Below are 259 nucleotides of genomic sequence, written 5' to 3' on the forward strand. Positions count from 1 at the left end.
ACAAATCTCCTTGAACCATTTGTTGTTGTTGTATTTGCGTATACATTTGTTGAAGTTTAGGTAACTCCTCAAACATTGTTTGTTGTTGTATATATTGTTCCAAAGCCAAATAAATTAAAGTAGATTTAGGTACACCAGTTCTAGCGCTTTTTTCATCTAACCAACCATTAACTTCTTTAGAAATACGAGTATTAACACGAACCATTTCAGCTTGTGGTTTTTTATTTAATTCTTCCATCTTGATCCTCCTTGACGTTTT

Annotated in this window: 1 protein-coding gene; it reads right to left on the reverse strand. The window is 32.0% G+C overall.

The features are described 5' to 3' along the window. Nucleotides 1–238: hypothetical protein (locus DM806_RS00050; protein ID WP_179041247.1), on the reverse strand; the 238-nt coding region annotated here is incomplete at its 3' end. Nucleotides 239–259: the final 21 nt, after the last annotated feature.

It is taken from the genome of Sphingobium lactosutens (assembly GCF_013393185.1).
Taxonomy (GTDB): Bacteria; Pseudomonadota; Alphaproteobacteria; order Sphingomonadales; family Sphingomonadaceae; genus Sphingobium; species Sphingobium lactosutens_A.